General features: G+C 66.7%; 21 protein-coding genes and 1 tRNA gene. 9 read left to right on the top strand and 13 right to left on the bottom strand.

The features are described 5' to 3' along the window. Positions 1–154 precede the first annotated feature (154 nt). From ACFW6D_RS31110 to ACFW6D_RS31080, 7 genes are all read right to left on the bottom strand, one after another. On the bottom strand, positions 155–826 hold the full coding sequence (locus ACFW6D_RS31110; RefSeq protein WP_379334050.1) for a hypothetical protein: 672 nt from the start codon (positions 824–826) through the stop codon (positions 155–157). Next, on the bottom strand, positions 823–1,248 hold the full coding sequence (locus tag ACFW6D_RS31105; RefSeq protein ID WP_379334054.1) for an acyl-CoA thioesterase: 426 nt from the start codon (positions 1,246–1,248) through the stop codon (positions 823–825). Before ACFW6D_RS31105 ends, ACFW6D_RS31110 begins: the two co-directional genes overlap by 4 nt. Positions 1,249–1,289: 41 nt before the next feature. Next, positions 1,290–6,176, bottom strand: coding sequence for an NAD-glutamate dehydrogenase (locus ACFW6D_RS31100; RefSeq protein WP_379334048.1), 4,887 nt, complete (start codon positions 6,174–6,176; stop codon positions 1,290–1,292). A gap of 233 nt (positions 6,177–6,409) precedes the next feature. Beyond that, positions 6,410–8,086, bottom strand: coding sequence for an energy-dependent translational throttle protein EttA (ettA, locus tag ACFW6D_RS31095; RefSeq protein ID WP_379237000.1), 1,677 nt, complete (start codon positions 8,084–8,086; stop codon positions 6,410–6,412). Positions 8,087–8,155: 69 nt separating this feature from the next. Continuing rightward, on the bottom strand, positions 8,156–8,722 hold the full coding sequence (locus ACFW6D_RS31090) for a single-stranded DNA-binding protein (protein ID WP_379334046.1): 567 nt from the start codon (positions 8,720–8,722) through the stop codon (positions 8,156–8,158). 127 nt (positions 8,723–8,849) lie between these two features. After that, positions 8,850–9,827: a serine/threonine dehydratase gene (locus ACFW6D_RS31085; protein ID WP_379334045.1), complete on the bottom strand. Its 978-nt coding sequence runs from the start codon at positions 9,825–9,827 to the stop codon at positions 8,850–8,852. Further along, the gene (locus tag ACFW6D_RS31080; RefSeq protein ID WP_379334043.1) at positions 9,824–11,872 is read right to left on the bottom strand and encodes a cytochrome c oxidase assembly protein; all 2,049 of its coding nucleotides are present in this window, start codon (positions 11,870–11,872) and stop codon (positions 9,824–9,826) included. The genes ACFW6D_RS31085 and ACFW6D_RS31080 overlap by 4 nt, the downstream gene beginning before the upstream one ends. A 138-nt stretch (positions 11,873–12,010) precedes the next feature. Between ACFW6D_RS31080 and ACFW6D_RS31075 the strand changes: the two genes are divergently transcribed. Continuing rightward, a tRNA-Arg gene (locus ACFW6D_RS31075) sits at positions 12,011–12,084 on the top strand. Positions 12,085–12,104: 20 nt separating this feature from the next. Beyond that, positions 12,105–12,428 (top strand): hypothetical protein, encoded by a 324-nt coding sequence (locus tag ACFW6D_RS31070; protein ID WP_379334041.1) that lies wholly within the window; start codon positions 12,105–12,107, stop codon positions 12,426–12,428. A 61-nt stretch (positions 12,429–12,489) separates the two neighbouring features. Here ACFW6D_RS31070 and ACFW6D_RS31065 read toward each other — a convergent pair whose 3' ends face one another. Beyond that, a complete protein-coding gene (locus ACFW6D_RS31065) occupies positions 12,490–13,503 on the bottom strand; it encodes an NADP-dependent oxidoreductase (protein WP_379334039.1) in 1,014 nt (337 codons plus the stop codon). A 464-nt stretch (positions 13,504–13,967) separates the two neighbouring features. Here ACFW6D_RS31065 and ACFW6D_RS31060 point away from each other — a divergent pair, with 464 nt between their 5' ends. Genes ACFW6D_RS31060 through ACFW6D_RS31050 form a run of 3 tightly spaced genes read left to right on the top strand, consistent with a single transcriptional unit; the run spans position 13,968 to position 16,578 of the window. Further along, the gene (locus tag ACFW6D_RS31060; protein ID WP_379334037.1) at positions 13,968–14,756 is read left to right on the top strand and encodes an ABC transporter permease; all 789 of its coding nucleotides are present in this window, start codon (positions 13,968–13,970) and stop codon (positions 14,754–14,756) included. Next, a complete protein-coding gene (locus ACFW6D_RS31055; protein ID WP_379334035.1) occupies positions 14,749–15,582 on the top strand; it encodes an ABC transporter permease in 834 nt (277 codons plus the stop codon). Before ACFW6D_RS31060 ends, ACFW6D_RS31055 begins: the two co-directional genes overlap by 8 nt. Before the next feature lie 3 nt (positions 15,583–15,585). Next, complete coding sequence (locus tag ACFW6D_RS31050; protein ID WP_379334052.1) at positions 15,586–16,578, top strand: ATP-binding cassette domain-containing protein; 993 nt, start codon at positions 15,586–15,588, stop codon at positions 16,576–16,578. A 2-nt stretch (positions 16,579–16,580) separates the two neighbouring features. Here the strand turns inward: ACFW6D_RS31050 and ACFW6D_RS31045 are convergent, their stop codons facing one another. Beyond that, positions 16,581–16,901, bottom strand: a complete 321-nt coding sequence (locus ACFW6D_RS31045; protein ID WP_379334033.1) for a hypothetical protein — start codon at positions 16,899–16,901, stop codon at positions 16,581–16,583. Between the two features lie 327 nt (positions 16,902–17,228). On the opposite strand from ACFW6D_RS31045, the gene ACFW6D_RS31040 reads away from it, so the two are divergent. After that, positions 17,229–17,747, top strand: coding sequence for a DUF4254 domain-containing protein (locus tag ACFW6D_RS31040; protein ID WP_379334031.1), 519 nt, complete (start codon positions 17,229–17,231; stop codon positions 17,745–17,747). Between the two features lie 3 nt (positions 17,748–17,750). On the opposite strand, the gene ACFW6D_RS31035 is transcribed toward ACFW6D_RS31040, so the two are convergent. The 3 genes from ACFW6D_RS31035 to ACFW6D_RS31025 are packed head-to-tail and all read right to left on the bottom strand — an operon-like array spanning position 17,751 to position 20,380. Beyond that, positions 17,751–18,101, bottom strand: coding sequence for a hypothetical protein (locus tag ACFW6D_RS31035; protein ID WP_379334029.1), 351 nt, complete (start codon positions 18,099–18,101; stop codon positions 17,751–17,753). Further along, entirely contained in the window at positions 18,102–19,253 is a 1,152-nt protein-coding gene (locus ACFW6D_RS31030; protein WP_379334027.1) for a fatty acid desaturase family protein, read from the bottom strand. 35 nt (positions 19,254–19,288) lie between these two features. Further along, positions 19,289–20,380 (bottom strand): ferredoxin reductase, encoded by a 1,092-nt coding sequence (locus ACFW6D_RS31025; RefSeq protein WP_379334025.1) that lies wholly within the window; start codon positions 20,378–20,380, stop codon positions 19,289–19,291. Between the two features lie 171 nt (positions 20,381–20,551). Between ACFW6D_RS31025 and ACFW6D_RS31020 the strand changes: the two genes are divergently transcribed. After that, positions 20,552–21,172 carry a TetR family transcriptional regulator gene (locus ACFW6D_RS31020; protein ID WP_379334023.1) on the top strand — a complete coding sequence of 207 codons (621 nt, stop codon included), beginning with the start codon at positions 20,552–20,554 and terminating at the stop codon, positions 21,170–21,172. A gap of 51 nt (positions 21,173–21,223) precedes the next feature. On the opposite strand, the gene ACFW6D_RS31015 is transcribed toward ACFW6D_RS31020, so the two are convergent. Continuing rightward, on the bottom strand, positions 21,224–22,561 hold the full coding sequence (locus ACFW6D_RS31015; RefSeq protein WP_379334021.1) for an MFS transporter: 1,338 nt from the start codon (positions 22,559–22,561) through the stop codon (positions 21,224–21,226). Positions 22,562–22,670: 109 nt separating this feature from the next. Between ACFW6D_RS31015 and ACFW6D_RS31010 the strand changes: the two genes are divergently transcribed. Both ACFW6D_RS31010 and ACFW6D_RS31005 read left to right on the top strand, forming a co-directional pair. Further along, positions 22,671–23,225: a PadR family transcriptional regulator gene (locus ACFW6D_RS31010; RefSeq protein ID WP_379237137.1), complete on the top strand. Its 555-nt coding sequence runs from the start codon at positions 22,671–22,673 to the stop codon at positions 23,223–23,225. Further along, on the top strand, positions 23,222–25,249 hold the full coding sequence (locus ACFW6D_RS31005) for an FAD-dependent oxidoreductase (protein WP_379334019.1): 2,028 nt from the start codon (positions 23,222–23,224) through the stop codon (positions 25,247–25,249). The genes ACFW6D_RS31010 and ACFW6D_RS31005 overlap by 4 nt, the downstream gene beginning before the upstream one ends. Positions 25,250–25,316: the final 67 nt, after the last annotated feature.

Here is a 25,316-nt window from a genome sequence, read left to right as displayed (position 1 = left end):
ACGGCGGCTAACTCGCGGCCCCCCAGGGGCCGCGCTCGAGCGCGCCAGCGCTCCAAAAACACAGCGTCAAACCTCTGGGACAACTCAAACCCCGAGGCCTTGCCAGACATCCCGCCCAGCGACTACCAAACCCCCGGAGCCAAGCCCGCACAATTCAGCTGGGCGACAACGGAATCCCACCACCGAGCCGCCGAGCGACCGACCCGTACCGAGCATCCAGCCGCAACCAGGTACGAGTAGCCCGAACCCGCACCAGCTCCGACGGCTGAATGCGCCGCGACTCCGTCTTCTCCCCCGCGTGCGGGATGAAATCCATTGCGGTGAGCGCGAAGACAACGCGCATCGGCACCTGGACCTCGAGATCGCCGGGCCCCGTGACGGTGAGAACCGACTGATCGAGCAGCGACGCGGGCGGCCCCTTGGGACCGCCGTGTTCACGGGCCACATCCGCCCCGCGTTCGGCCAACTCGACCAGGGTCCGTGCCGGAATGTCGTCGACATGCGCGAAGCCGTCGGTGGGCGGCAGTGCGCCACGCCACGCGGAATCCATCGAGTAGCCCAGGTCGATCGGATGACCCGTGCTCAGCCCGGCGAGGACCATGTCCGCGCCGACGGTCACATCGTCGACACCGAGTTCGGCGGTGATCGTGCGCACCGCGAGAGTCTCGAAACCCGTTGCTACCCAAGCAGATACGAGACTGGACCCCCGCCGCCGCAGCCGGACGACAGTAGCGGGATCGAGGCGGATGGCACGACTGAGGAAGGTGGCCAGGTTCTCGCGTTCGGCCGGGTCGGGCGTGTGCAGCACCCGTTGTTCCGAGCTCACGCCCGCCACAATGCCAGGTAATCGCGCTCGGACTCGCTGAGCCTGCGCAGGCGCTGGGTGTTGATGTCGAACGCGGCGAGCTGCGTGGTCGCGATGACCGCGGGCGGCGAATCAGGGGCAGCGCCGTTGGCGCGCACCTCGTAGCCGATGGTGAAATCGACCGCGCGCAACTGCTTGACCCACATGGCGATATCGAGCGGGGTGTCCTCGTGGCGCAACTGCCCGCGGTACTTCACGTGCAGGTCGACCAGCACACAGCCCTGGCGCCCCATCGACGCCGTCGGCTTGTCGTCGTCGAACAGCCACGGGATCCGCGCCTCTTCCAGCAGCGTCACCATCCGGGCGTGGTTGACGTGCTGGAACACGTCCATATCCGACCAGCGGATCTCGACCTTCGCGTGAAAACGCTGCGGCAACACCAGCTCCGGTGCGGACGTGGCGGTGTTGCCGGTGGGCGAACTCGTCACCGTGGTACCTCCGATTGGGCGCCCACCCCGCTCACCATGCTCCGCACCTGTCGTGCGGCAACCGACAGTGTGGCGAGGTCGTGGGTCCCGGACTCGAACAATTCCGACAGTGCCGCGCGCGCACGACCCAGCCGGGACTGGTTCTTCGACTCCCAGTATGCAATTTTCTCGTCGGCCGTTTCCTCCGGGTCGCCCGCGGACAGCACATCCAGGGTGAGCGAGCGCAGCGAACCGTACATGTCGTCGCGCAGCGCGAGCCGGGCCAGCGCGTGCCAGCGGTCGCCCCGTTCGAGGTGGCTCACCGCCTCGAGCAGCCAGTCGATCTTGAGATGCTCGTTGAGCGCGTAGTACAGCGCGCCCACCTCTGTGCCTTCACGGTCGGTGATATCGGCGATGTCGACGATGTCGAGCAGCGGGAACAGCCCGAGCAACCCGAATACCTCGGTGGCCAGGTCGGTCGGCGCGCCGCGGGCGATCAACTCGGCCGCGCCCTGGGTGAGCGAGGTGACATGGTGCCCGCGCAACCAGCCCGGCACCTGCGGCGCCAGTTCCTGCACGCGACGGTGGTACCGGTTGATCTCGGCGCCGACCGCGACCGGCTGCGGACGGTTGGTCAGCAACCAGCGCGAGGCCCGGTCCAGCGTCCGCTTCGATTCCAGTTCCAGCAGGTCACAGACCCCGGACGGGGCGTCCGCGCTGCGGATGCGCGACCACACGTCGTGGAGCTGGAAGATCTCGGTCGCCGCGGCGAACGCGCGCACCGTGTCGGAGGTGGTGGCCCCGACCTCTTCGGCGAGCCGATGGGCGTAGGTGATGCCGCCGTAGTCGACGACCTCGTTGACGATCATCGTGGTGACGATCTCGCGGCGCAGCCGGTGCTTCTTGATCGCCGCCCCGAACTGCTCGCGCAGCGGAGTAGGGAAGTACAGCGGCAGCTTGGTCGCGAAATAGGTGCTGTCGGGCAAGTCGGTGTCGAGCAGGTCGGCCTTGAGCCCGAGCTTCACGTGCGCGAGCAGGTTGGCCAGTTCGGGTGAGGCGAGTCCGGCGCCTGCCTCGGCAAGACGGGTCAGCTCGACGGGCGAGGGCAGCGCTTCGAGTTCGCGGTCGAGGCCACGGCGCTGTTCGAGATCGGCGATGACGCGGCCGTGCACCGTGAGCATGTGGGGCGCGTCGGTGCGGGCGATGCCGATCAACACGTTCTGAGCGACGTTGTCCTGCAACACCATTCGCGCGACATCATCGGTCATCGAGGCCAGCAGCGGATTGCGGTCGGCGGGGGCGAGACCACCCGCGCTGACCACACCGTCGAGCAGAACCTTGATATTGACCTCGTGGTCGGAGCAGTCCACGCCCGCGGAATTGTCGAGCGCGTCGGTGTTCATCTTGCCGCCGTTGCGGCAGAACTCGATCCGGCCGAGCGCGGTGGCACCCAGATTGCCGCCTTCGCCGATCACCTTGACCCGCAACTGATTTCCGTCGACACGCACCGCGTCGTTGGACTTGTCGCCCACCTCGGCATTGGATTCGGTGCTGGCCTTCACATAGGTGCCGATGCCGCCGTTCCACAGCAACTGCACCGGCGCGAGCAGGATCGCGCGCACCAGTTCCGGCGGCGAGAGCGTCTGCACCGAATCGGGCAGGCCGAGTGCGGTCCTGGCCTGCGGCGAGATCGGCACCGATTTCACGGTGCGCTCGAAGACACCGCCGCCTTCACTGATCAGACTGCGGTCGTAGTCGGCCCAGGAGGATCGCGGCAGCGCGAACAGGCGCTCGCGTTCGGCGAAGGAGCTCGCGGCGTCGGGATTCGGGTCGAGGAAGATGTGCCGGTGGTCGAAGGCCGCGACCAGGCGGATGTGCGGGGACAGCAGCATGCCGTTGCCGAACACGTCACCGCTCATGTCGCCGACGCCGACAACCGTGAATTCCTGGCTCTGGGTGTCGATGTCCATCTCGCGGAAGTGGCGTTTGACCGCTTCCCACGCACCCTTGGCGGTGATACCCATCGCCTTGTGGTCATAGCCCGCCGAGCCGCCGGAAGCGAAGGCATCGCCGAGCCAGAAGCCGTAGCGCAGCGCCACATCGTTGGCGATATCGGAGAAGCTGGCGGTGCCCTTGTCGGCGGCGACCACCAGGTAGGTGTCGTCGCCGTCGCGGCGGACCACCCGATCGGGCGGCAGCACCGCGCCGGTGGCCAGGTCGACATTGTCGGTCACGTCGAGCAGCCCGGAGATGAAGGTGCGATAGCAGGCGATGCCCTCGGCGATGCTCGCCTGCCGGTCGACGGCCGCGTCACCGATCGGCGGGGGCGGGCGCTTCACCACGAAGCCGCCCTTGGCCCCGACCGGCACGATCACCGCGTTCTTCACCGCCTGCGCCTTGACCAGACCCAGGATCTCGGTGCGGAAGTCCTCCAGCCGGTCCGACCAGCGCAGCCCGCCACGCGCCACCGAGCCGAACCGCAGGTGCACGCCCTCCACTCGCGGCGAATACACGAAGATCTCGAATTGCGGTCGTGGCTTGGGCAATTCGGCGATCTCGCGCGGTTCCACCTTCAGCGACAGGTAGTCGCGCGGACGGCCCTCGGCATCGAGGACGTAGTTGTTGGTGCGCAGCGTGGCCTTGATCAGCCCGAGCATGGCACGCAGGATGCGGTCGGCATCCATGCTGACCACCTCGTCGATCCCCGCCCGCACCCGCGCCTCGAGCTCGACGGCGGTCTCGGCGGACACGGTGGCCGGATCGAAGCGGGCGGCGAACAGGTCGACGAAGTCGCGCGCGACCTCGGGATGGGCCAGCAGCACACGGGCGATATTGACCTGGGAGTACGGGAATCCGGCCTGCTGCAGGTATTTCGCGTACGCACGCAGGATCGCGACCGACCGCCACGGCAGGCCGGCGCGCAGCACGAGTTCGTTGAGACCGTCGGCTTCGGCCCGGTCGTACCAGACCGCTTCGAAGGCGTCGGTGAACCGGGTGCGCAAGGCATCGATCTGGCCGGGCTCTTCGAGCAGTGCCGCGTCGAGGTCGCCGCCGAGCGCGTTGCGCAGCAGTTCGGGACGGGCCTGCAGGCCGAAATCGTAAATCCAGCGCTCGGTGCCGCCTTCGTGTTCGAGCTGGTAGGGCCGTTCGTCGACCACCTCGACGCCCAGGCTCTGCAGCACCGGGAGCACCTGGCTCAGCGACACACCCGAACCGGCGATGTAGAGGCTGAACCGCCACGAACCCGGGGCCGCTTCAGGTCTGCGGTACAGGTACTGGCCGATGCCGCCCTCGGTGAGTCGCTCGAGCCGCACGATGTCGGCCAGCGCGCGAGCGGGCGAGAAGTCTTCCTTGTAACTTTCGGGGAGTGCGTCCGAATACCGTTTCACCACAGCGGGATCGAGCACCGTGGAGGAGGCGACCTCATCGCCGATCCGGTCGTCCCAGGTGTGGCTTGCCGTGTTGAGCAGGGCCTGCAGTCGCAGCCGGTTGTCCTCGGAGGTGTCGGGAGCGGCCTTGCCGGTGGACTCGGCGGGCAGCATCACCGTGAAATACACACTGGCGAGCTCGCTTTCGCTCACCCGCGCCGAATAATCGATATCGACACCGCCGAGCTCGGCGACCAGGATCTCCTGCATTTCCAGACGGACCGCGGTGGTGTAGCGATCGCGCGGCAGGTACACCATGCAGGCCACGAACCGGCCGTAGCCGTCACAGCGCAGGAAAAGCCGGACCTGCCTGCGCAATCCGACGCCGAGCACCGCGACGGCCGTGCGGCGCATGGTCTCGGTGTCGGCGGAGAACAGTTCGGTGCGCGGGAACGACTCGATCACCTCGAGCATCGCCTGCCCGGAGAACGAATCCTTGTCGAAGCCGGCGCCCTCGATCGCGGTGCGCACCCGGCGATTGATCACCGGGATGTCGAGCACGTTCTCGTGCACCGCGCTGACGGTGAACACCCCGATGAACAGGTGCACACCCACCACCGCACCGGCCGCGTCGACGTCGGCGACGCCGACGAAGTACGGGTACACCGAGCGATGCACGGTCGCGCGCACCAGGCCCTGAGTGAGCAGCAGCAGCGGGCGGTCTTCGCCGTTGATGGGCACCTGGAAGTCGGTGCCGATATCAGGGCGGAGCACGCCCAGGCTCGCGCCGGCCACCGCCGTGGACACGGTGTGGCCGTTCTCGACGCCGCGCCGGTAGCGGGCGTAACCGAGCAGGGTGAAGTTGCCGTCGGCCAGCCAGCGCAGCAGCTGCGCGCAGTCCGATACCTCGACGCCGGGGAACGGCGTCGAGCCCGCGGCGGCGGACCGGTCGAGCTCGTCGGCGAGCGAGCTCTGCACCGCGGCCATGGCCTCGGTGTCGTCGATCACCTGGCGAACATCGTCGATCACCTCGGGCATGGTGCGTTCGATGTGGTCGAGTTGGGCCCGGCTGGTCGAGGGGTGCAGTTGCAGGTGCATCCACGATTCGGTGAGCCCGGTCGCGCCGTGGCCGTCCACCTCGTGCGCCGCGGCGCCGGTGAGGTGGCCGTGCTCGTCGCGGGTGACCTCGAAGATCGGGTGGATCACCTCGGAGACACTCACCTGCATCCGACCGAGCGCCGCGGTGATCGACTCCACCAGCAGCGGCATGTCGTCGGTGACGACCTGCACCGCCGCGCCCATCCCGGTGCCGTCGTCGGGGTGGTGCACCCGCACGGTGGCCTTACCCGGCAGGCGAACGGCGGCCAATTCCATGTGGTGCCGGAAGATCTGGGTGATTCCGGGGATCGGGAAGTCCACGTCGCCGGCGTCGACGTGTCGGAAATACGCCTCCTCGAGAGTCGCGAGATCGCCGCGCAAGCTCTGCGGCATTCCCGCGGCCCACGCCGCGCTGGAGATTTCCGACGAGACCGTCATCGTTTAGCCCACTCCCATGGATTGTGGTTCGCTTCGATTTCGCAACGAGGGTGACGCATTTTCGAGACTAGCTGCGGGTACTCGAACATGTTCAGCGAATTCGGGCTTGCCGCACGGGTAACTTGCGAACGTTCGATGAACGAGAGGGAGCCGACCGGCATAACGCCGACGGCCCGGCAGATCGACCGTTCACAGATCGTTCCACCGGGCCGTCACGCGACGGGCGCGCGTTATCAGTCGCGCGTCAGCTTGCGGTGCGTAACACGGTGCGGGCGTGCGGCGTCGGCGCCGAGACGCTCGATCTTGTTCGCCTCGTATGCCTCGAAGTTGCCTTCGAACCAGTACCACTTGGCGTCGTTGTCGTCGTCGCCCTCCCACGCCAGGATGTGGGTGCAGGTGCGATCGAGGAACCACCGGTCGTGGGAGATCACGACGGCGCAGCCGGGGAACTGATCGAGCGCGTTCTCGAGCGAACTGAGGGTTTCGACGTCGAGGTCGTTGGTCGGTTCGTCGAGCAGGATCAGGTTGCCGCCCTCTTTGAGGGTCAGCGCCAGATTCAGGCGGTTGCGCTCACCACCGGAGAGCACACCGGCCGGCTTCTGCTGATCCGGGCCCTTGAAGCCGAACGCGCTGACGTAGGCGCGTGAGGGCATCTCCTGGTTGCCGACCTGGATGAAGTCGAGGCCTTCGGAGACGACCTGCCAGACGTTCTTCTTCGGGTCGATGCCGCCGCGGTTCTGGTCGACGTAGCTCAGCTTGACCGTCTCGCCGACCTTCACCTCACCACTGTCCGCCGATTCGAGACCGACGATGGTCTTGAACAGCGTGGTCTTACCGACACCGTTGGGCCCGATGACGCCGACGATGCCGTTGCGCGGCAGCGTGAACGACAGGTCCTTGATGAGTTGACGATCGCCGAAGCCCTTGTCCAGGTTCGACACGTTGACCACGATGTCGCCGAGGCGCGGACCCGCGGGGATCTGGATCTCCTCGAAGTCCAACTTGCGGTGCTGCTCGGCCTCGGCCGCCATCTCCTCGTAACGACCCAGGCGAGCCTTGTTCTTGGCCTGACGGGCCTTGGCGCCGGAGCGCACCCAGGCCAGTTCGTCCTTGAGCCGCTTCTGCAGCTTCTGGTCCTTCTTGCCCTGCACCTCGAGGCGCTGGGCCTTCTTCTCCAGGTAGGTGGAGTAGTTGCCCTCGTAGGGGTAGGCACGGCCACGGTCGAGTTCGAGGATCCACTCGGCGACATTGTCGAGGAAGTACCGGTCGTGGGTGACGGCCAGCACAGCGCCCGGGTAGTCGGCGAGGTGCTTCTCCAGCCACAGCACGCTCTCGGCGTCGAGGTGGTTGGTCGGTTCGTCGAGCAGCAGCAGGTCGGGCTTGCTCAGCAGCAGCTTGCACAGCGCGACACGGCGGCGCTCACCACCGGAGAGGTTGGTGACCGGCGCGTCCGGCGGCGGGCAGCGCAGCGCGTCCATGGCCTGTTCGAGCTGGGAGTCGACATCCCAGGCGTCGGCGTGGTCGAGGAACTCCTGGAGCTGGCCCATTTCGTCCATGAGCTCGTCGGAGTACTCGGTGGCCATCAGTTCGGCGATCTCGTTGAACCGGTCCAGCTTGACCTTGACCTCGCCGAGGCCCTCCTCCACGTTGCCGCGGACGGTCTTCTCCTCGTTGAGGTCCGGTTCCTGCATGAGGATGCCGACCGTGGCGCCCGCGCCGAGGAACGCCTCACCGTTGTTCGGCCGGTCCAGTCCCGCCATGATCTTCAGCACGCTGGATTTACCCGCGCCGTTGGGACCAACGACACCGATTTTGGCGCCGGGAAGGAAGTTCAAGTACACGTCGTCGAGGATGACTTTGTCGCCGTGTGCTTTGCGAACCTTGATCATCTGATAAATGAACTCAGCCATACGCGCAAGCCTATCGGTGGGGGAAACGGGGACGGGACGGGGAAGGGACCGGTGCCGCGGAAACGACCCTCATGCGTCGATCTGCTCGGCACCGTTGGTGCTCGACACCACGTCCGGCGATCGCGCGGGGACAGCATCCGCCACGGTCGTAGAGGCTACGGCAACGAGTTCGGCCGACGCATACCCGGTGGCAGCGTCGTCGGCCCCCGGTAGCGCAGCGTCACGTGGGTCGGAAATATTCCGCACCGCCGCGTGCGGCAGCGATCGCATGCCCTCCGACCGGCGGACGACGCTCGCGTGGCAGCGCGCCAGATCGGGCCCGACCGCGACCGCGCGCATCTCGAGATCCCGCCGATCGGTGCCGTCCTTGCCGCGATACTCCTGCGTGCGCAGTTGCCCGTAGGCGATCACCGGATCGCCGCGGTGCAGTGACCGGTCCACCCCGGCCACCAGTCTGCGCCAGCACGAGACCGTGAGATACAGCGTCCCGTTGGCAGTCCACTCCCCCGTTTTGACGTCGAATCGGCGGGCATTGCTCGCCATCCGGAAGGTCAGCATCTGCTCGCCGTTGCCGAGATCGCGCCGCACCGGCTGGGTGATGACAGTGCCGACAACCGTCGTGTGTGCCTCGTACATCGAATTCCGCCCCCGCTCGAATCCACTGTTGTTGCTCTGACCACCCAAGGATGACGTGAGAAACAGCGGTGTGGGAGGCGCCGAGTGAATCTGTGGATGAATCGGGCAGTTGTGGATATCTGCCGTGTCAGAGCACGGGAAGCTCGGTATTCGCCCCGCACAGGACCACGATCGGTCGCACACCGGACGCCGGTTTGTACACCCCGCTCTGCACGGCGGCCAGCGCGGCGGCACCCTCGAGTTCGACCACCACACGGAACTCACGCCACAGATATTCACGCGCGGCCGCGACGGCATCGTCGGCAACCGCGAGCGCGGGCATCCGGTGCCGCTGCGCGATGTCGAAGGCGATATCGCCGACCCGCGTCGCGCACAGCAACTCGCCGGCCCGCGACGCCACGTCCACATCGACCGGTGCGCCTTTCGCGAGCGCGGCCGAGAGCACCGGGATGTGCTCGGATTCGATGCCGACGATCTCGCGGCGTCGGCCCAGTGCCGCGCCGAGCCCCGCGATCAGCCCGCCACCGCCGACCGCGGCCAGCACCGGCGGCCTGCCGCGTACCTGTTCTTCCAGCTCGAGCCCGATCACCCCGGCGCCTGCCACCACGGCGGGCATGTCATAGGCGTGCAGGTGATCGGCGCCGCGTTCGGCGGCCAACGTGACGGCCCGTCGTTGCGCCTCGGCGTAGGTCGTTCCGTGCCACAGCACCTCGGCACCGTGCGCCCACATCGCGGCCACCTTGGTGTGCGGCGCGGACTCCGGCACCACGATCGTGCATTCCTTGCCCAGTTGCGCGGCGGCCAACGCGACCGCGATCCCCGTATTGCCCGCCGAGGCGACCACCACGTGATCGGCGCCGCTGTCGGTGCTCAGCAGGGCATTGAGCGCGCCGCGCACCGTGAAGGTGCCGCCGTGCTGCAGGAATTCCATTTTCAGCGATACCGGCACCGGCCCGTCCGGCCCGTCCACGCTCGTGTGGAACACCGGCGTCTTGCGCACCCGCCCGGCCAGCCGTCGCCGCGCCGCCCGCACATCGGTGCGCAAGACCCGATCCGGTCCGGCTCGCTCGGTCGATTCGCTCGACGGCCCACCGAATCCGCTCACCGGCGGACCTCGCCGTCACGACGCGCCAGCTCCGCGTACATCGCGTTGTAGGCGGTCAGGTCGGCGTCGTTGTCGCGGTCGGCGGCCCGATCGGTGCGCTTGGCCAGCTTGGTGTCGCTGCGTGACCATTGGACCAGCAGGGCGAGCATCACCACGACCAGCGGTACCTCACCGCTGGCCCAGGCGAAACTGCCGCCGTTGCGCTGGTCGGCGAGCAGGTCGATGTTCCAGCCGAGGTCGAGGGTGCGATAGAACCAGTCGCCGAGCACGGTCGTCATGCTCATCAGCGCGATGCCGAAGAACGCGTGGAACGGCAGCGTGCCGAACACCATCGCGAGCTTGGTCAGCGGCGCCACCTCGCGCGGTTTGGGATCGATGCCGATCACCACCCAGTAGAACAGGTAGCCGCTGAGCAGGAAGTGCGCGTTCATCATCAGGTGGGCGGCGTGCGAGTCGACATAGGCGTCGAAGATGCCGCCCAGGTACAGCGCGTAGAAACCGGCGACGAAGATCAGCGACGCCACCACCGGCTGGGTGAGGAACCGCGAGACCGGGTTGTGCACGGCCGCCAGAATCCACTCGCGCGGGCCTGGCACTCCCCCGCGTCCGGCGGGCGGGAGCGCGCGCAGAGCCAGGGTCACCGCGCCACCGAGCGCGAGCAGGATCGGTGCCAGCATCGACAACGCCATGTGCGCGCCCATGTGCACGCTGAACATGGCCGGTGAATAGCGTCCGACCCCCGACGACGTGGCGAGCAACAGCACCAGGCAGCCGCTGCACCAGGCGATGGTGCGCCCGACCGGCCAGGCGTCGCCGCGTTTGCGCAGCCGACGGACACCGAGCAGATACAGCGCGGCCAACACGATCGCCAGGGTTCCGAAGATCAGGTCGAACCGCCAGTCGAACAGCAGACGGCTCACCGTGGGCGGACCCGAGAGGGTGTAGCCCAGCTCCACCTCGACCGGTGTCGGCACCGCGGTCGGCGGCGGTGGCGGTGTGCGTCCGAGGCCGACGGCCAGGCCGATGGTCGCCGCGAAGATCACCATCTCCACCCCGGCGAAGCGGATGAGCGCACCGCGGTCGCGCGGATCGGCGGCCAACGCGGGCAACGAGGCCCGGCGCTGCAGGTAGCCGATGGCGCCGAGCACCAGCAGCGCGGCCGCTTTCGCGAGCACGAGCCTGCCGTAAGTGGTGGTGAACAGGTCCGATACGGGCACCCGCACCCAAGCATTGACGACGCCGCTGAGGCCGATCACCACGATCGAGATGGTCGCGGCCACCGAGAACCGCCGCGCGGCGATATCGGTGTTCGCCCCGCCGCGCATCGCGTGCGCCAGCACCGCCACCAGCCCGCCCACCCAGACCGCGGCCGACACCATGTGCAGGATCAGCGAATTCGTCGCCACATCGTGGGAGCCGCCGGAGGACGAATGCCCGGTCAGCGCCAGCGGCATCATGGTCACCAACGCGCCCGCCAGCAGCACCGGCGTCCAGCCCCAGCGCAGCGCCCACCGGCACCCGATCGCCACGATCAGCGCGAACAACACCGTCGTGCGCCAGGCACCCGCGACCTCGACCTGCGTGATCACCGGCCACAACACTTCGGGCCGCCAGATCGCGCTGACCGGCTGCCCGGTCGTGTCCGACACCGTCAACGGCACCAGCAGCGCCGCACTCGCGGCCCACACCAGCGCCGCGTCCGAGGCCCGCCGCACCGCCCGATACCCACCCGCTTCGAGCAGTCCACCATCACGCGGAGGCAGCAGGAACGCCGCGAACAGCAGCGAGCCGACGGTCACCGCGGCAGCCAGATCGGCCACCGCGCGCAATGCGGGCAACCCATATGTTGTCAACGCCCCCGGATCGGGTATACCGAGCAAACTGAGCGCATGCGCGGCCGACAACCCGACCACCATGGCCGCGACCACCGCGGCGATACACCCGGCCACCACACTGAGCGCACCGAACGACGCCGCCGGACCCGGACCCGCCGGAGGTCCGCCGTCGACGGCGGGTCCAGCGGAGGGGTCCTGCGATAACGACATGACAACGAGGGTAGTTCGACGTGCCCGACCACGCCCCGATGGGGCGTCCACACCCGAGCCTCCGATCGGCCATCCGGTCGGTCGCTATACTTTTCGAGCTGGACAGTGCGGCCGACATCGGCCACAGTGAAAGCGATTGCCTCCGTAGCTCAGTTGGATAGAGCAAGAGCCTTCTAATCTCTAGGTCGCAGGTTCGATTCCTGCCGGGGGCGCAAGGAACGGTCCGCTACGAATGGATGGCGGGCCGGTTATCCTGCTCCAGCACATCGATCTCGCCCAGGACGGCTACCCCGTCACCGGCATGGAGGTGATCGGCAACCTGCGCCCGTTCGGTGAACCGACCGGCCCCGATGTGGCCTCGCGCTACTACGACTCCGTCGGACACACGTTCGACTACGTCTACGAATTGATCGGTGACACCCTCACCATCTGGGCAGGCGCCAAGGACAGCCCCGCCTACTACCGGGGCACCTTCGACGCGGCGGGAACCACTGTCACCGGCGAATGGGTCTACCCCGGCGGCGGCGGATACGCCTCCACGATGACCCGCGTCTGATCCGGCCAGCCGAGCCGGTCACCGCCGGCTCGGACCACCGGATCTCACATCAGCGTGGAGGTCACGCGGGCCGCGCGGACAACGACACCAGGGTTTTGCCCACGTTCTCGCCGCGGATCATCGCCGAATACGCCGTGAACGCGTTCTCGATGCCGTCGAACACCGTCTCCTCTGCCCGCAACGTGCCGTCGAGCAACCAGCCTTTCGCCTGGGAGATGTAGTCCGGCAGCACGGCGAAGTAGTCGGCGGCGTTCATGCTGTAGAGCGATACCCGCTTGCCGATGATCAGTGGCAGGTTCTTCGGGCCGGGAGGCAGCGCGGTGGCGTCGATGGTCGTCAGCGAGCCGCTCAGGACAACTCGCCCGTTAACTTTGATCGCACCGAGGGCGGCATCCAATTGCTCGCCGCCGACATTGTCGAAGTAGATGTCGATGCCGCCAGGTGCGGCGGCGGCCAGCTGGCCTGCCACGTCGCCGGCGCGATAGTCGATCGCGGCATCGAAACCGAACTGCTCCACCAGCTTTCGCGACTTCTCCGGACCGCCTGCCGAGCCGATCACCAGCTTCGCGCCGAGCGTGCGCGCCAGCTGACCTGCGATCGAACCGACGGCGCCTGCCGCCGCCGAGACGAACACGACATCGCCTTCAGCGATCTTCGCTACCTCGGTGAGGCCGGCATAAGCGGTGAGCCCGGTGGTGCCGAGCACGCCCAAATACGCTTGTGGCGGCACGGATGTCACATCGAGCAGCTGCGCCCAGGAGGCCGACGTGTACTCGCGCCAGCCGTCGAAGTGGCTGACGACAGCGCCGACCGGTAGCGCGTCGGAGGCCGACGCGATCACCGTGCCGACGGCAGCGCCGGTGAGCGCGACACCGAGCTCGAACGGCGGTAGGTAGCCATCACCGGCGTTCATACGGCTGCGCATGTACGGGTCGACCGACATCCAGTCGTTGCGGATCAACGCCTGACCCGGAGCGGGATCGTCGAGGGTCACGGTGGTCAGTTCGACATCGGCGGCGGTGGGCGTTCCGTCGGGACGCGCGATCAAACGCCATTCACGGCTGGTGACAGGCAAGGCGAACTCCTTCGCTCAGGGATGGTGCCGGCTTGATGGGTACCAAGCCGAACGTACAAATAAGAACGATCGTTCGTACAGTACTGGCACAACGACGTCCGGCGCCATGGGAACAGGGACTGCCCGGCGGCGGGCCGACCTTTTCGCAGGTCAGCACGCCGGGCGAGGGCCACAGTGAGGCAATGCCGGAGTAACGGCCGGAGAAAGGTAATCTTTCAGCCCATGTGGATCATCCTTGCCATCTCCGTGGTCAGCTCCGTCGCCATCGCGATCCTGTTCGCGACAGGCTTCCCCACCGACTGAGCGGCTACCGCTGGCACCCGCACGGCAGTAGCGATCCGTGCCGTTTTCGTCCTGATTCGTCGCGGTCGGCCTACAGTTGACTGATTGTGCGGGGCAGTGTGGTGGGGGATGGTTGGCTTGCTTTCGCAGCGCGGCGTCGTCGCGAGCCAGGGACTTTCCGGGTGTATTGGACGTTGGCGCGGGCGGGGTTCAAGCGGCAGGCGCAATACAAACTGGCGATGTTCGCCGGGCTTTTCACCAACTGCGTGTTCGGGTTCGTTCGCGCGGCGGTGATGGTCGCGGCGGTGCGTTCGGCCAGTGATTTCGGCGGCTACGACGAGGGCACCATCGGCGCGTACGTGTGGTTGTCGCAGGCACTGCTCGGCGCCACCCAGTTCATGGGCCCGCAGATCGACCTGGTCGACCGGATCAAAACCGGTGACGTCGCGATCGATTTCCTGCGCCCGATCGACGTGCAACTGGGCTACCTCGCCACCGATATGGGCCGCGCCGCCTGCACGATTCTGCCGCGCGCAGTACCGAGCATCGTCATCGGCGCCACCACCTTCGGCCTGTCGATGCCCGACACTCCGCTGGCCTATCTGCTCGGTCTGATCAGTGTGCTGCTCGCGGTGGCGTTGTCGTTTCTGTGCCTGTTCGCGGTGGCGCTGATCGGATTCTGGGTGGTCGAGATTCGCGGCATCCGGGTGCTCTACCAGATCGTCGGCACATTTCTGGCGGGGCTTTTCGTCCCGGTGCACATGTTTCCCGACTGGTTGCGCGTGGTCGCCATGTCTACGCCGTTTCCGTCCATCCTGCAGGCCCCGATCGATACCCTGTCAGGGCGGGCCGCTGGAACAGATGCCTTGATCATCGTTGCGATACAGGGCTTCTGGGTGCTGGTGATCGGACTGCTCGGCAGGGTGTTGTTGCGAGCGGGACAACGCAGGCTGGAGGTACAGGGTGGCTGAACCGGATTCCGCGCGCATCGTTGCCGGGACCTGGTTCACCCCCTATCTCGCAGTATTGCGTTCGCGTGTGAAAGCACAGCAGGTATACCGGCTTTCGTTCGCCACCGAGGTGTTCAGTGCCTTCCTGATCGGGCTGGTGGAGTTCGGCGAGGTGTGGGTGATCTTCCACAATGTCGGCGTACTCGGCGGCCTCGATGTCGAGGCGGCGCTGCTGCTGTTCGGGCTGTCCAACACCTCGTTCGCGCTGGCCCAGGTCGCGGTGGGGCACCTGGATTCGCTGCCGTCGATGATTCGGATGGGCACTCTCGACGCCTATCACCTTCGCCCACAACCACTTCTGCTGCAACTGGTAACCAGCGATATCTCGTTACGCAGGCTGGCCCGCGCCGCCGTCGCGGTGATCGTGCTCGGAATCGGCCTGTGGCGCAACGATATCGACTGGGGCATCGCGCCAGTTACCTTGATCGTGATCACCTTGATAAGTGGATTTGCACTGTTCTGTGGCCTATTCGTATGCGCGGCGGGACTACAGTTCTTCTTGATCGATGGTGCCGAGCTCACCAACAGCTTCACCTACGGCGGTTCGTTCGCCGCGATGCAGCCGGCCTCGGTGTTCCCGACACCGCTGAAACTGTTGTTCGGGTTCGCGATTCCCGTCGCGTTCACGGCATATGTGCCGACGATCGCCCTGCTCGGATTGCCGGGGCCACCGCTGTTGCCCGCGTGGTCGGCGTGGCTCACCCCACTCGCCGCGGTGTGGGTGTGGTTGCTCGCCTCGGCGGCATGGCGAATCGGTACGAGGCACTATCAGGGAGGAGGGGGGTAGATGATGGACTCCCACGAGAACGCCGAACCGATCATCGACATCGATGACCTCACCCGGGAATTCACCGTCTACCGCAAGAACGGCCGCCGCTGGCGCCGCCACCGCGACACCATCACCGCCGTCGACCGGATGAGCTTCCGCATCGAACGCGGTTCCGCGGTCGGCTATATCGGCGCCAACGGCGCGGGCAAGTCGACGACCATCAAGATGCTCACCGGCATCCTCGTGCCGACCACCGGCTCCGTGCGCACCTGCGGCCTCGAGCCGGTGCGCCAGCGCAAGGAACTCGCCTCCCGCATCGGCGTGGTGTTCGGGCAGCGCTCGCAGCTGTGGTGGGATCTGCCACTGCACGAGTCGTTTTCGATCCTGGCGGCGATCCATCGTCTCGACCCCGACATCGCCGACAAGCGGACCCACGAACTGGTCGAACAGCTCGAGATGGCCGACACCCTCGACACCCCGGTCCGCCAGCTCTCGCTCGGCCAGCGCATGCGCGCGGAAGTGGCCGCCGCGCTGCTGCATTCGCCGGAGCTGGTGATCCTGGACGAGCCGACGATCGGCCTCGACGTGCTGTCCAAGCAACGATTACGCGAGTTCCTGCGCGCCGAACGCATCGAGCGCGGCACCACGCTGCTGCTCACCACCCACGACATGGGCGATATCGAACGGCTCTGCGATCGGGTGCTCGTGGTCGATTACGGGCGACTGGTGTACGACGGTTCACTGACCGGGCTCGGCGCCACCGTCGGCGCGCGCCGGGTGCTGGTGGTCGACCTGGCCGCTCCCACACCGGATCTCGACGACCTGCCCTGCGGGGCCCAGTTACTGTCCAGCGAAGCGGGTGGCATGCGCCAGCGCCTGGCCTTCGACGCAGAGAAGACCACCGCCGCGGCTTTACTGGCCGCGGTGTCGGACCGGGCGCAGGTGCGCGATCTGTCGATCGAGGAACCCGATATCGAGGACGTGGTCCGCCGGATCTACGAGTCGACCCGCTGAATTCAGCTCGGCCCGTCCGGGTTTCCCGCGTACATGCTCACCTCGCCGCCCTCCCCGAGGAAGGCGTTGACCAGCATGATCCGCTGCGCGCGCAGCTGCTCTTCGTCGGGGGCGCCGGTGGTGATCGAAATCTGTGGGATGGCGGCCCAATTCACGACGTAGCGTTCGGGTGGGCCGTCGTCGCCGGACAGGCGCGCGAGCCGGAACACCGACACCGCACGACGTTCCATGAGGCCGCGCACCACATCGGCGATTCGCTCTGGATCTTCCAGCGCGAACAGGAACCCGAAGGTCAGCTCTGGCGAGGATACGTAGGCCGGCACAAGTATCGAGGTTAATGCACAGGGCGGCAAAATGGTTGCCGGAAATGTGCCGCGGCGGTTACCTGGTAGTACTCACGGAGAGACCGTGCCGTAATGGTGGATAACAATCTCCACCGACCGCCGAGTTCGTACACCATACTATTGCGCTGCGCCGTCGAATCGCGCTTTCCTGAATGGGTCCCGATTTTTCCCCGGGCCGTCTTCCACCGCAGCGTCGCGGACTTTCGTCGACGTCCGGGCGGGGCTACGCCGGTGCCGGGGAGTGGCACCCACACCTGCTCCGCGGCGTCGGCGTATCCATGCACCAACGCGTCGTCAGGGGCAGCCATGCCGATCGATCATCGTCTGGACGCCGCACAGCTACCGACACCGTCGGCACTGTTGCGCGCCTTTCTGCACACCCACCACCCCGACCCGACGCGACACCAGGTTCTCGACGCCGCCCGCGGGCTCGCGAACTGCCACGATCGCCGACGCAAACTCCTGGAGCAGGCCCGTGATCCCGCCGCCTCGAGCAGCGGCGTCGCGGCATACGGGCGACTGGTCGACGCCATCGACAACGACCGTGTCGCGCTGATCGCCCGCATCGACGACTGGGTCGCCGCCCATGTCGAACACCGCGACGGCGCCTCGCTGCACACCGAGACCCTCGGCGCGGTGATCGACCGGATGGCCGCGAAATGGATTGCCGCGCAACTGGCACTGGCCGCGCAAACGACGACGACACCACGGCAGCGGGAGGCTCGCACCCATCTGCAGTGGTGTCGTCTTGCCGAATTGACCGACGGCTACCGGGATCTGATCACCGATGTCACCGAACACCGCAGGCGGTTGCCGGTGTGGTGAGGATCAGACCTGCTCGCCCGTAACCGGGGTTTTGTCGCCGGTAGCCGGGGCTTTGTCGCCGGAAGCCGCGGCTTTGTCGCCCGCGGCCGGTTCGGCGAACAACGTCGGCGCGTCGAGATCTTCCGATACCGGAGAGTCGACGGTCTCGACGAAAGCCGCGTCCTTCTCCGCATCTCGACGAGCAGCCGCAGCGGCTTCTCTCATCTCGATCGCATCGGTGACGAATTCACCGATCTCGCGAGCAACCTCGGCGACGGTCCCGGTGATCAGCGAGGCGATTTTACCGACCCGCTGCGCACCGGATGCCGTCAATTCCTGGACCAGATCCTTGTTGCTTTCGAATTTCCCGACCATTTACCCGCTCACAGTGGAGGATTCCGGCTGATTTCGCATAACGATAACACCGGGCTCGGACGCCCTCTTCACGAAACGATCCGGCACCGAGAGCTGGAAGATCTTCGCCCAGACCGAGCCGATCTGCTTGGAGAAACGACCGGTGTTGTAGGGCAGGCCGTACTTGTCGGCCAGCGCCTTCACCTCGGGCGCGATCTCCGGGTACCGGTTGGCCGGGATGTCCGGGAACAGGTGGTGCTCGATCTGGTGCGACAGGTTGCCCGACATGATGTGGAACAGTCGCGAGCCCTTGATGTTGGCCGAACCCAGCATCTGGCGCACGTACCACTCGCCACGGGTCTCGACCTCGGTCTCCTCCTTTGAGAAGGTCTGCACGCCCGAGGGGAAGTGACCACAGAAGATGATCGAGTAGGTCCACACGTTGCGCACCAGGTTGGCCGCCACGTTGCCGGCAAGGGTCGACACGAACAGCGGGCCGGTCAGCGCCGGGAACATTACGTAGTCCTTGAGGACCTGCTTGCCGGCCTTCTTACCCTGGCCCTTGAGCAGCGGCTTGATGTCGGACCACTTGCGCTTGCCCTTGATGATGTTGTCGGCCTCGAGGTCGTGCAGCATCACGCCCCACTCGAACAGCATCATCAGCAGGAACGCGTACACCGGGTTACCCAGGTAGTACGGGTTCCACTTCTGCGCGGGATCGATGCGCAGGACGCCGTAACCGATGTCGCGGTCCATGTCGACGATATTGGTGTGGGTGTGGTGCATGTAGTTGTGCGAGTGCTTCCACTGGTCCGCCGGGCAGACGGTGTCCCAGTCGAATTCGCGGGAGTTGATGCCGCGCTCACGCATCCAGTCGTACTGGCCGTGCATGACGTTGTGGCCGATCTCCATGTTGTCGAGGATCTTCGACACACCCAGCGCGGCGACACCGGCCAGCCAGAACGGCGGCAGGAAGCCCAGGTACATCAGACCGCGGCCGGCGATTTCGAAGCCACGCTGGGTCTTGATGATGTTGTAGATGTAGTCGCGGTCGCGTTCGCCGAGGTCGTCGACGACGCGGGCGCGGATCGCGTCCAGTGCGGCGCCGAGCTCTTCGACCTGGTCCGGGGTCAGGATGACCGGGCCGTCTTTGCCTTCGGTGAGGATCGTCATGGCTATATCTCCCCTTGTTGGTTCTTGTGTGTCGTTCAGAGTGCGATGTCGACGTCGCCGACAGCTGTGTTGATGCAGACCTGGATCTGCTTGTCGGGCTCGGCGTCGAGTTCGCCGGTGCGGATGTTGCGGGTGCAGCCGGAGACCTTGGTCGCGGTGCAGGAGAAGCAAATTCCCATGCGGCAGCCGTATTCCGGGGTCAGGCCGGATGCTTCGGCCTGCTCGAGCAGCGTTGCTCCGGTGTTGTCGGCGGCGACGTCGCTGTCGGAGAAGGTGACGGTGCCGGTCGCTTCGGACGGATCCGTCGGGATCGTGGTGAGCGTGAATTCCTCACTGAGCACCCGATCTTGGAGACCTTCGGCTTCGAAGATCGTCTGCACCGCCCGCATCAGCGGCGGCGGCCCGCACACGAAGGTCTGCGCGTCGGCGAACCAGGGTGCCACCCGCTCGAGCTCGTCGTAGTCGAAGAACCCACTGCCGGTGGAGGTTTCACCGTCGATCACCGTGCCCGGCTCGACCGGGTAGCGGTATTCGATCCGGAAGTTGGCGCGGCGCTGCGCGATCGAGGACAGTTCCGCACGGTGCGGCACCATTTCGGGCTGGCGCGCGTAGTGCAGGAAGGTGACGTCTCCTGTGTACCCCTCAGCGTCGAGAGTACGCAGCATCGACAGCACCGGCGTGATGCCGGAGCCGCCGCTGACCAACAGGATCTTGTCGGGCCGCTGCTCGGGCAGGTGGAACACACCCGAGGCAGGCGCCAGGTCGACGACCATGCCCGGCTTGGCGTTGGCGTGCAGGTAGTTCGACACCAGCCCGCCCGGGTGTGCCTTGACGGTGAGCTGCAGGTAGCGCTCGCCGGTGCTCTCCGGGTCGATCGGCGAGTAGCAGCGGGTGTGGCGCACGCCGTTGATCGAGACACCGATCTGCACGTACTGACCGGCGGCGTGGCCGCGCCACTGCCGCGAGGCGCGCAGGGTGAGTGTCACCGAGCCCGGCACCGCGTGCGAAACATGAGTGACCTCGGCCCGCAGCTCCCGGGCGGTGAGCCCGGGACGGACGAGCTCGAGGTACCGGTCCAGCGGATGCGGCGTGGTCAACGTCTGCACCAGATCGATCAGTCCCACCATGTCCTGTTGCCCCTTACGAGAAGTCCTTCGACGCGCCCTTCAATTTTCAGTGCACGTCTGTACACTCACCAGTGTGCCCGATGACCCCGGGCCACTGTCAACCGGCAATAATGTGAGGCGGACAACATAATGACGAAGGCCGCTATGGTGAACGGATGTATGCTCACCGATGTGACTGAGCAGGCGGGAACCCGCAACGAGCGCAAAGCGCACACCCGTGCGGCCCTGCTCGAAGGCACCCTGACCTTGGCTTCCGAGCGCGGATTCGCGGCATTGAGCCTGCGTGAGATCGCGCGCTCGGCCGGCATCGTGCCGACCGCTTTCTATCGCCACTTCGCCTCGCTCGACGACCTCGGCGCGACGATCGTCGACGAGGGCGTCACCGCGCTGCGACTGGCATTGCGCGAGGTCAGACGCAAGCCGGACGCGCATCTGGCCGATACGGTCCGCTTCGTGTTCGAGCAGGTCCGCGCCAAGCGCGCCCTGTTCGGTTTCCTCATTCGCGAGCGTCACGGTGGGCCTGCTCCACTGCGTCAGGCCATCGCGATGGAAATGCAGCTCATCGTGCGCGAGATCGTCGCCGATCTGTCGCGCCTGCGTGCACTGGATTCATGGAGCACCACCGAGCTGGAGATCGCCGCGGATCTCCTCGTCACCACCGTCACCGACGGTATCGCCGCGTTCGTAGCGTCCACCCCCCGTGAGGAATCGGCGATTCAGGAACGCACTGTCATGCAGATGCGCCTGATCGCTTTGGGCATCGCGGGCTGGGTACCCAAAAACGCGGAGTGAACTCAGAGTACGGGCGTACACACAACTATTCGGCGCCGCTTCGGTGACACATCACAGGACGGCCTTTTCTGCGGGTGCGGGCGCACGGACCGGGAGAAGTACCAGCAGGCCGACAGCCAGCACGACGAGCAGGCCGGCGATTCCGGCTCGATCGCTGTGGAAAACCAGCACGAACAGGCCGAACAGCGCGGGCGCCAGGAACGACACGGCCCGTCCGGTCGTGGTGTACAGACCGAACAGCTGACCTTCCCGTCCTGGCGGCGCCAGGCGCGCCAGATACGAGCGGGCCGAGGCCTGCGCGGGACCGACGAACACGGTGAGCGCCAGGCCGAAGATCCAGAACATCGCCGGACCCGACACCAGTAGCAGCGCGAGCCCGCACGCGAGCATCCCGACCAGCGAGGCCACGATCACCCGCTTGGGCCCGATCCGGTCGTCGAACCGGCCCGCCACGATCGCGGCCGCCCCGGCGACGACGTTCGCGGCGATCCCGAACAGCAGCACGTCGGCGTCGGCGAACCCGTACACCGTCACCGCGAGCACCCCGCCGAAGGTGAACACGCCAGCCAGCCCGTCCCGGAACACCGCGCTGGCCAGCAGGAAGTACACCGTGTGCCGGTCCTGTCCCCACAGCTCGCGCACGTCACGCCACAACACCCGGTAGGACCCGAGGAAGCCGACCTTCGCCGCGCCGGGGTCGGCGCCGGTGCGCGGCATCTCGGGCACCGCGAACAGCACCGGCAGCGCGAACACCGTGAACCACACCGCCGCCAGCACGATCACCAGCCGCACGTTGAGGCCCTGATCGGTGGGCATCCCGAGCAATCCGCGGGTGTCACCGTCACCGGCCAGGAAGCCCGCGTAGCAGACCAGCAGCAGCACGATGCCGCCGAAATAGCCCATCGCCCAACCGAATCCGGACACCCGCCCGACCGTGGCCGGGGTCGAGACCTGCCGCATCATCGCGTTGTAGGGCACGCCCGCGAGTTCGAAGGTGGCGGAGGCGAACGCGAGCAGCGCCAGGCCGAGCCACAGGTCGTGATAGTCGTCGTGGACGAAGAACATCAGCGACATCGCGCCGACCGTCAGCGCCGTCAGGGTCGCCAAGGCCCGTTTACGGGAGCCGACCGCGTCGAAGTACTGCCCGCAGACCGGTGCCGTCAGCGCGACGACCAGTCCGGCCGCCGCCAGCGCCCAACCCAGCCACGCACTCGCCGGTGTCGAACCGGGCAGATCGTCGCCCACCTTGTCGGTGAGATACACCGAGAACACGAAGGTCAGCGTCACGGCCTGGAACGCCGAGGACCCCCAGTCCCACAGTCCCCACGCCAGTACCTGCCCACGCCCGGCCGCCTCGCCGACGGTCTCCGACGCGTTCACCTCGGTCATGAGGCGAAGCGTAATGGCGATCCGGCACGCACGCCGTCTAATACATTCGCGCCGTCAATTCATATGAACCTGGTTGCATAGTACCGAGTGTTGCGGATACCCTCGTGCCATGGCACTGGAGCACGCGCTACTGGTCTCGCTCACCGAGCGGGCCGGCTCGGGGTATGAGCTCGCACGCCGATTCGACAAGTCGATCGGCTACTTCTGGAGTGCCACCCACCAGCAGATCTACCGGGTTCTCAAGCGTATGGAGGAATCCGGCTGGGTCACCGTCGAATCGGTGAATCAGCAGGGCAAACCCGACAAGAAGGTGTACTCGGTGGCCCCCGCGGGCCAGGCCGAGATCGCGCGCTGGCTCGCCGAACCCACCGACGCCGCGCCCGCCCGCGACGAACTCGGCGTGAAGATCCGCGCCGCCGCCTACGGCGACATCGATGCCATCTGCGCCGAAGTGGAGCGCCATCGCGCCCAGCACGCGCAGCGACTCGACGAGTACCGCCTCAGCGAAAAGAAATTCTTCCCGGTGCCGGACCAGCTCTCCGGCACCGCTCTGCACCAGTACCTGGTTCTGCGCGCGGGTCTCCGCGCGGAGGCCGGCTACCTCGAATGGTGCGACGAAGTACTGCAGGCCCTGCGACCGCGAAAAGGTGAACCTCGCCCATGACCTATCCACAGCTGTTCTCCCCCCTCGACCTCGGCCACACCACCCTGCGCAACCGCGTGGTCATGGGTTCCATGCACACCGGCCTGGAAGACCGCGCCTGGGACACCAACAAGCTGGCGGCCTACTTCGCCGAACGCGCGCGCGGCGGTGTCGGCCTGATCATCACCGGCGGTTACGCACCCAACCGCACCGGCTGGCTGGCCCCGCTCGGCGGCAAGCTCACCAACAAGACCGAGGCCTACCGGCATCGCGCCATCACCAAGGCGGTGCACGCCGAGGGCGGCAAGATCGCCATCCAGATCCTGCACGCCGGGCGTTATTCCTATATGCCGACCAGTGTTTCGGCCTCGGCGATCAAGTCGGCGATCAACCCGTTCAAGCCGCGCGCACTGTCGTCGAAGGGTGTCGAGCGCACCATCGACGACTACGCCCGCTGCGCCGAACTGGCCAAGTTCGCCGGCTACGACGGCTGCGAGATCATGGGCGGTGAAGGGTATTTCATCAACCAGTTCCTCGCCCCGCGCGTGAACAAGCGCACCGACAAGTGGGGTGGCACGCCGGAGAACCGGCGCCGGATGCCGGTCGAGATCGCGCGCCGCATTCGCGAGGCGGTCGGCCCCGATTTCATCATCGTGTTCCGGCTGTCGATGGCCGAACTGGTCGAGAAGGGGCAGACCTTCGACGAGATCGTCGCCCTGGCACAGGAATTGGAGGCCGTCGGCGTCGACATCCTCAACACCGATATCGGCTGGCACGAGGCGCGGGTGCCCACCATCGTCACCTCGGTGCCGCGCGCGGCGTTCGTGGAGTTCACCGCCAAGATCGCCCGCAAGGTCAACATCCCGGTCTGCGCGTCGAACCGGATCAATATGCCCGAGATCGCCGAGGAGATCCTGACCCGCGGTGACGCGGCACTGATCTCGATGGCCCGCCCGCTGCTGGCCGACCCCGAGTGGGCCAACAAGGCCCAAAACGACCGTGCCGACGAGATCAACACCTGCATCGCCTGCAACCAGGCCTGCCTCGACCACGCTTTCGGCAACAAGAAGGTGTCGTGCCTGGTCAACCCGCGTGCGGGCAGCGAGACCACGCTGAACCTGCTGCCGACTCGCCGCGCCAAGCGGATCGCCGTCGTCGGTGCCGGTCCCGCCGGGCTGTCGGCCGCGGTGAGCCTGGCCGAGCGTGGCCATCACGTCGATCTGTTCGAAGCCGACGACAAGATCGGCGGCCAGTTCGACATCGCCCGCCGCATCCCCGGCAAGGAGGAGTTCGACGAGTCGATCCGCTACTTCCGCCGCAAGATCGACCTCACCGGCGTCACCCTGCATCTCGAAAAGCGGGTCAGCGCAGAGGAATTGATCGAAGGCAAGTACGACTCGGTGATCCTGGCGACCGGCGTGCGCCCCCGCATCCCCAACATCCCCGGTATCGACCACCCGATGGTGCTCTCCTACGCCGAACTGGTGAAGGAAGCCAAGCCGGTCGGCAAGAAGGTCGCCGTGATCGGCGCTGGCGGCATCGGCTACGACGTGAGCGAATACCTCACTGTCGAAGGACATCCCACGCTCAAGCTCGACGAGTGGAAAGAGGAGTGGGGCGTCGATTCCGAGAACGAGCAGGTCCCCGGCCAGCTCGCCAAGCCCAAGCCCTCCCCCGCCGCCCGCGATGTCGTTCTGCTGCAACGTAAGTCGACCCCCTTCGGCAAGGATCTCGGCAAGACCACCGGCTGGGTCCACCGAGCGGCCCTCAAGGCCAAGGGCGTCGAACAGGTCGGCGGCGTGAACTACGACCGCATCGACGACGCGGGCCTGCACATCAGCTTCGGCGAAAAGCACGAGAACCCGCGCGTGATCGAGGTCGACAACGTGATCATCTGCGCCGGCCAGGAATCCGTCCGCGAACTGGAAGAACCCCTGCGCGCCGCAGGCGTCGATCTGCACCTCATCGGCGGTGCCGACCTGGCCGCCGAACTGGACGCCAAGCGCGCGATCAACCAGGGCACCCGCCTGGCCGCGGTGTTGTAGGAGCTGTGTTTGTTGGAGCGCTGGCGCGCTCGAGCGCGGCCCCCTGGGGGCCGCGAGTTAGCCGCCG

The sequence above is a fragment of the Nocardia sp. NPDC058705 genome (genome assembly GCF_042749305.1).
In the GTDB taxonomy this organism is placed as follows: domain Bacteria; phylum Actinomycetota; class Actinomycetes; order Mycobacteriales; family Mycobacteriaceae; genus Nocardia.
This window is presented reverse-complemented; position numbering and strand designations above follow the sequence as displayed.